The 6,627-nt window shown below is 55.5% G+C and carries 7 protein-coding genes; 6 read left to right on the top strand and 1 reads right to left on the bottom strand.

Features of this window, described 5'->3' with window-relative positions:
- Positions 1 to 166 precede the first annotated feature (166 nt).
- Together VJ956_RS13150 and VJ956_RS13145 are read left to right on the top strand one after the other, a co-directional pair.
- Positions 167 to 1,345, top strand: a complete 1,179-nt coding sequence (locus VJ956_RS13150) for a glycine cleavage T C-terminal barrel domain-containing protein (protein ID WP_324085497.1) — start codon at positions 167 to 169, stop codon at positions 1,343 to 1,345.
- A 100-nt stretch (positions 1,346 to 1,445) separates the two neighbouring features.
- On the top strand, positions 1,446 to 2,396 hold the full coding sequence (locus VJ956_RS13145) for a hypothetical protein (RefSeq protein WP_324085496.1): 951 nt from the start codon (positions 1,446 to 1,448) through the stop codon (positions 2,394 to 2,396).
- A 105-nt stretch (positions 2,397 to 2,501) separates the two neighbouring features.
- Here the strand turns inward: VJ956_RS13145 and VJ956_RS13140 are convergent, their stop codons facing one another.
- A complete protein-coding gene (locus VJ956_RS13140) occupies positions 2,502 to 2,996 on the bottom strand; it encodes an Lrp/AsnC family transcriptional regulator (protein WP_324085495.1) in 495 nt (164 codons plus the stop codon).
- Positions 2,997 to 3,472: 476 nt separating this feature from the next.
- Between VJ956_RS13140 and purU the strand changes: the two genes are divergently transcribed.
- The 4 genes from purU to VJ956_RS13120 form a co-directional block, all read left to right on the top strand.
- Complete coding sequence (gene purU / locus VJ956_RS13135) at positions 3,473 to 4,345, top strand: formyltetrahydrofolate deformylase (protein WP_324085494.1); 873 nt, start codon at positions 3,473 to 3,475, stop codon at positions 4,343 to 4,345.
- A gap of 38 nt (positions 4,346 to 4,383) precedes the next feature.
- A complete protein-coding gene (locus VJ956_RS13130) occupies positions 4,384 to 4,833 on the top strand; it encodes an OsmC family protein (RefSeq protein WP_324085493.1) in 450 nt (149 codons plus the stop codon).
- A 26-nt stretch (positions 4,834 to 4,859) separates the two neighbouring features.
- Positions 4,860 to 5,663 carry an enoyl-CoA hydratase gene (locus VJ956_RS13125; RefSeq protein ID WP_324085492.1) on the top strand — a complete coding sequence of 268 codons (804 nt, stop codon included), beginning with the start codon at positions 4,860 to 4,862 and terminating at the stop codon, positions 5,661 to 5,663.
- 35 nt (positions 5,664 to 5,698) lie between these two features.
- The coding region (locus VJ956_RS13120; RefSeq protein ID WP_324085491.1) for an AMP-binding protein at positions 5,699 to 6,627 on the top strand (929 nt) is incomplete at its 3' end.

Below are 6,627 nucleotides of genomic sequence, written 5' to 3'. Positions count from 1 at the left end.
CTAGCCCAAATGGACTAAAGAGTGCAGGAATCAAGTCCGATTATTCGTTTTTTGCGGCATTTTTGGGCCCCCTCGCCCGCTGAATTCCTTGTATCCTTTTTCTATTCACGCATTCTGAATGGTGGCTGTTGTCACCGATGTGATCGCGCACAATAAGGACCGGGACATGGCTAGACTACAACAAAAAGAATTCGGCTTCGGCACACAGATTCGGAAATCGCCCTACTTCGACGCTACCGTGCGCTGGGGCGCCAAAGGTTTCTCGGTATACAATCACATGTATATTCCCCGGGATTTCGGTGATCCGGAGCAGAACTTCTGGAACCTGGTCAACAGGGCCATCCTGTGTGATGTTGCTGTTGAGCGCCAGGTGGAAATTACCGGTCCTGATGCTGCAAAATTCACTCAGATGCTTACCCCGAGAGACCTTTCAAAGTGTGCGGTGGGCCAGTGTAAATATGTACTGATCACCAATGCCGAAGGCGGCATTCTGAACGATCCCATCCTGCTTCGTCTCGAAGAAAACCGCTTCTGGCTCTCTCTGGCGGACAGTGACATCCTGCTGTGGGCCCAGGGAGTCGCCATTCATTCCGGTCTGGATGTCAGAATCCGCGAACCGGAGGTATCGCCACTCCAGCTGCAGGGTCCGGAGTCCGGCAAAATCATGGAAGCGCTATTCGGTGACAGTATCAACGACCTCCGGTATTTCTGGCTACGGGAATATGATCTTGACGGTATTCCTCTGATTGTTTCCCGCACCGGCTGGTCAAGCGAACTTGGCTATGAACTCTATCTGCTGGACGATTCAAGAGGTGATGAGCTTTGGGAGAAGATCATGGCCGCAGGTGCTGCCTTCGGTCTTCAGCCTGGTCACACCTCAACCATTCGTCGGGTTGAGGGCGGCATGCTGTCCTACCATGCCGATATGGACACCAACACCAATCCCTATGAACTGGGTCTGGACCGTCTGGTCGAACTGGATATCGAGGCCGATTTCATTGGCAAGGCTGCGCTCAGGCGCATCCGTGACGAGGGGGTATCACGCAAACTGGTTGGCCTGGTCATCGGTGGTCCCGCACTGAGGGGGCCCAACTCCAGCTTCTGGGCCCTGGAGCAAGCGGGTGAACAGGTAGGCACGATTACTTCTGCGGTGTTTTCTCCGCGCCTGGAACGCAATATTGCATTGGCAATGGTTGGCAAAGACTTTTCGGCCCTTGGAACAGATTTCAACGTCGAGACTCCTGGCGGGAAAACAACCGCCATCGTGGTCGAAAAGCCTTTCTTTGATCCTGGCAAGAAAATCGCGGCGACTCCATCCAGGCGAATAACAAGCCTCACCGGGTGAGTCGGGATTCAGGAGTTGTTCAGAGGCTCCTTAGCTTGCGGTCAGGCATTAATTGTAAGCACCAGAGTCAGACCACCCATCAGCACGCAGGATCGATTTTATGGGGCTGTTTTCTTTTCGCCACAAACCTTCCGCTACCAGCGCAGAAGATCAGACTTCCGGTTTGCTGGAGAACTTTCTGAGCGGCTATTCGATCGAGGTGATTCCGCGGACCGCCGACCAGATAGAGAGTTTTCGGGACCTGCTGCCAGCAGGCACCCGCGTCTATATCGCCCATATCGAGGGAACACCGATCAGGGATATGGTTCGCACCGCACGACGTCTGGCCGATGAGGGTTTTCCGGCCATGCCCCATTTTCCTGCCCGCATTATCAGGGACCGGGCCGAACTGGCCGAATGGGTCGCCCGTTACAGGGACGAGGCGGGCGTGGAACAGGCACTGCTGCTGGGCGGTGGCCCGACAACTCCGGCCGGCGCATTCGAGGATTCCATGCAGATGCTGGAGACCGGGCTCTTCGACGGGTTCAGGAATCTACACTTCGCCGGCCACCCCGAAAGCAACCGCGATATCGACCCCGATGGTTCCGACCGGATGGTCATGCAATCACTGAAATGGAAGCAGAAGTTCTCCGAGCGCACTGATGCCCGTGTGGCAATCACTACCCAGTTCTGTTTCGAGGCCGCTCCGGTCATCGCCTGGGCCGACCGGCTGACGACGGAGGGTATTTATCTGCCCATCCATATCGGGGTAGCCGGCCCGGCCAAGCTTCACACCCTGATCAAATACTCAATGTCCTGTGGCGTGGGCCCGAGCATGCAGGTGCTGCAACGCCGGGCAAAGGATGTGAGCAAGCTGCTTCTGCCCTATGAGCCCACCGACTTACTGACCGAGCTGGCTGAGCATCGGGCGCAGCATCCGGACCTGGGCATTCACCAGGTGCATTTCTTTCCGTTGGGCGGGATCAGGGCCACGGCGAACTGGGTCACTGAAAATGGCGGGTGTGCGGGGCGCCCCGCCTCCGCCGACGCTCCGGCGAAGAAGACTACCTGAGTGCAGTAGCCGTGGCCCATTGCCTTACGCTCAATGTATGGGAAGACGCCTGCAGACGGGTCCGGAGCCTGACCAGGAGCGATAAACAAGGACTGAATGAAATAGCTACGGGCTTTTTTTATTTTTCACTAGCTTGAACAGATTAATGGGTGTTGATTTGACGTCCCTGGTGACAACATAAATAAAATAACGTTCAATCCCGATCTCCCTGTTGAGCAAATCCTCCATCAGATCCTGAAAACTGTTAAGGCTGGTGGTAACGACTTTGAACACGTAGTCCGAACCACCCGCTGTTGCACTGCATTCCACGATTTCATCGATGCTTTGAATGCAATTTTCAAACTGCCTGAAATCTGCCCGGTTGTGGGTCTTCAGTGACACTGTCACGATAAATTTTGCCAGGTCGGCAATTTTGTCAATCGCAATCTCACCGCGATAACCCTTTATATACCCTGCCTTTTTGAGTTTTTCCAGTCGAATCCAGCAGGGTGTCGGCGACAGGCTCACCAGCTCTGAAAGCCTGGCTTTGCTTAGTTGTCCGTGCTGCTGCACCGTACTCAATATGCGGATATCCAGTGTATCCAGGCTGACGTTTTTCATATTTTCATTGGCCCGGTCTGCGGAAGCGCTCACGCAGCATAAGCGAAAACCAGGGCTGATTGCCCGCCTGGCCAGCGTTATTCATGGTCGGACCCATCATTCACTGCATTATCCATGGCGCCCCGGATTTCCAGGGCGCGGCGCATTGTCCGAATGTCCCTGTCAATAGCATAAAGGTAGTGACGCCGGTTGCCACGGTCAAGTAAGCAAGACCCCGGTGATAAACCGGTCCGCCTGCCATTACGGGTCAGCACTGCCATTGATGATTGACCCACGCTCACCTCTTCTGACCAGCCCCGGAATTGTCACAAAAAAATTCATTAAATCAATTGCTTATTCATTTAGCCCAAATGGACTACAGAGCGCAGGAAACAAGTTCGATTAGCCGTCTTTTGTGGCACTTTTTAGGCCCATCTTGCTGCCGGTTTCTCTTATTATCGGTCTGGCAAACAAAATAAAAACAAAGGGCCGACAGAATGAACCCGTATAAAAACACCTATGTGCTTACCGGAAGCTCGCTCACCAAACTCGGTGTGCTTGATCTGATCATCAACAGTCTATATCGATATGAGTGTTATGCGTACGAAATGCACACTTTTAACGATGCCGATACCGGACGCTTTTTCTTTCGCGTGGAGTTCAATTTCGTCGGCGACGGTGAATTTTCTGAAGAGGCCTTGCGTAAACAGTTTTCCGACCGGGCCGAAGCCTTCGAGATCAGATGGGACCTGAGCGACCTGGCGACCCCGGAGAAAGTGGTGATCCTGGTATCCCAGTACGATCACTGCATGCAGGATATTCTCCACAGGAGCAGTACCGGCGCGCTTAATATCGAAGTTCTGGCGGTCATCTCCAATCACTCCGAGCTGAAAAGGCTGGCCGACTGGTATGAAGTTCCGTACTACCACCTGCCGGTTACGGCAGAAACCAAGGCGCAGCAGGAAGCGCATATGTGGGAAATCATCCAGCATTGCGAAGCTGACCTTGTCCTGCTGGCCCGCTATATGCAAATCCTGTCCGAGGAGATGTGTAAAAAACTGCACGGCCGGGCCATCAACATCCACCATTCGCTGCTGCCGGGTTTCAAAGGCGCCAAGCCCTACCATCAGGCCTACGAGAAAGGTGTAAAGCTGGTAGGGGCAACCGCACACTACGTCAGCGAAGATCTGGATGAGGGTCCAATCATCAGCCAGGGCGTCGAACCGGTGGATCACACCTATACCCCCGAGCTACTCGTGGCAAAAGGCCGGGACACCGAACGCCTGGTACTGGCGCGGGCCATCAAACTGCATGTCGAGAAACGATGTTTTCTCAACGGCAACAAAACTGTTGTTTTCCCCGGGCACTGACTATCGTAATGTAATCCGCAGCAAGGAGATGTAGCTTTATGTCCGTCCATTATTCCAACATCAGCTGGCACCGCAAGCCTCACCAGACCGATGCAGAAACCTACTCGCGCAATCATCGGGTTACCCTCAGTGGTGACCAGCAGGTCAACGTTTCCGCGTCCGTCGAATTCAAAGGCGATTCAGAGTGCGCCGACCCGGAACAGATGTTTATCAGCGCAGTGTCCAGCTGTCACATGCTGTTTTTTCTGGCCATCGCCGATTATCAGGGTTATCAGGTCGAATCCTATGAAGACAATCCGGTCGGCTATCTGGAAAATAACGATCGGAAAGGCAAGGAAATGACGCGCATCGAGCTGTCGCCGCGCATCACCTTCGGGGGCGATAAAGTGCCGGACGAGAAAGCGATATCCAGAATTCACACCAACGCCCATAAAAACTGTTTTATCCGCAACTCGATCACAACCGAGGTGACAGTCAATCAGATTTAATCAGCCACCCATGGCGGGAGTAATCTATGAATCACAGTCAGTATCCAGAAGACATTCTTCTCAGGGAGGATGCAGATGGCGCCGTCTACTTCACATTGAACCGAGCCGATAAATTTAACACGCTTTCCGAAGCCATGATGGATGTCCTGCAACAGGAGCTGGATCTGATCGCTGACCAGCCTTCGGTCCGGTGTGTGGTAATCGGAGCCACAGGGAAAGGATTTTGCGCCGGTCACGACCTGCGGGAAATGCGCGCCAATCCGGACCAGTCCTACTATCAGGCGTTATTTCGCCGTTGCAGCCGGCTGATGCAGAGCATCGTCGCGCTGCCGGTGCCGGTAATCGCCAAAGTCCAGGGCATGGCCACGGCGGCCGGGTGCCAGCTGGTAGCCAGCTGCGACCTGGCCATCGCCGCCAAATCGGCGAGTTTTGCGGTCTCCGGCATCAACGTGGGCCTGTTCTGTTCTACCCCCGCCGTGGCGCTGTCCCGCAACGTCCCGGCCAAACGGGCGTTCGACATGCTGGTGACCGGCAGTTTCATCGATGCGGATACCGCGCTTGAGTGGGGCCTGCTGAGCGCAGTCGCCCCTGATTCCGAACTGGATAATGCCGTGACCGACAAGGTGGAACAGATCCTGAGCAAGAGCCCTGCGGCAGTGCGCTTTGGCAAGGCTATGTTCCACCCCCAGCGGCAGATGCCACTGGCCGATGCCTATGAGTTTGCCGGCAATGTGATGGCCGAGAACATGATGAGCCCTGACGTGGCAGAAGGGATCGATGCGTTTCTCGGCAAGCGTAAGCCGGTCTGGGAACAACCGGGCAACGACTGAGTAGGTCGCATGATACAACCATAAGGTGAACGGCCATGAATGATCTCTGCGATTTCAATGCGGCTCTCGAAAAAACAGCCGCCAATTATGTTCCGCTATCGCCTTTGAGTTTTATCAAACGGGCTGCCAGCGTTTATCCCGACAGAACGGCACTCATTTATAACGATACCCGTTATAGCTGGCAGCAGACCTACACACGCTGTTGTCACCTGGCTTCCCTGCTACAGAGCTTCGGCGTTGCCCGGGGGGATGTGGTTGCCACCCTGTTGCCGAATGTCCCTGCCCTGTATGAGGCGCACTTTGGCGTCCCCATGGTCGGGGCCGTGCTCAATGCCATCAATATCCGCCTCGATCCGGAGGCGGTGGCCTTTATTCTCGATCACAGTCGTACCCGGCTGTTGCTGACCGACCCCGAGTACGCCGAAGTGGTGGCAAAGGCCCTTGCCCGCATGGAAGGGCCGGCCCCCATCATTATCAATGTGTCAGACCCAGGCCAGGGCGCAGAACGCTTTATCGGCGATCTTGAATACGAGGCGTTGCTGGCTGATCAGCCGGCGCCCGGCGCCTGGCCATTACCGGAGGACGAATGGGATGCGATTGCCCTTGGTTACACCTCCGGCACCACCGGCAATCCCAAGGGGGTTGTCAGCCACCACCGGGGTGCTTACCTGAATGCCGTCAGCAACGTGCTGTCCTGGACGCTGCCTCCGGGCGTGGTCTACCTGTGGACCCTGCCCATGTTTCATTGCAACGGCTGGTGCTTCCCCTGGACCCTGGCTGCCATCGGCGGCACCAGCGTCTGCCTGCGGCGGGTGGATCCGGAGCAGATCCTGAAACTGATCCGGCAGCACAGGGTCAGCCATTACTGTGGTGCCCCCATCGTCCACGCCATGATCGCCGACGCTGCCATTGCCGCGCGGGAGCCTTTCGAGCACAAGGTTTCAGGGCTGATTGCGGGCGCCGC

Origin of the sequence: Marinobacter sp. (genome assembly GCF_035268745.1) — a bacterium.
GTDB lineage: Bacteria > Pseudomonadota > Gammaproteobacteria > Pseudomonadales > Oleiphilaceae > Marinobacter.
This window is presented reverse-complemented; position numbering and strand designations above follow the sequence as displayed.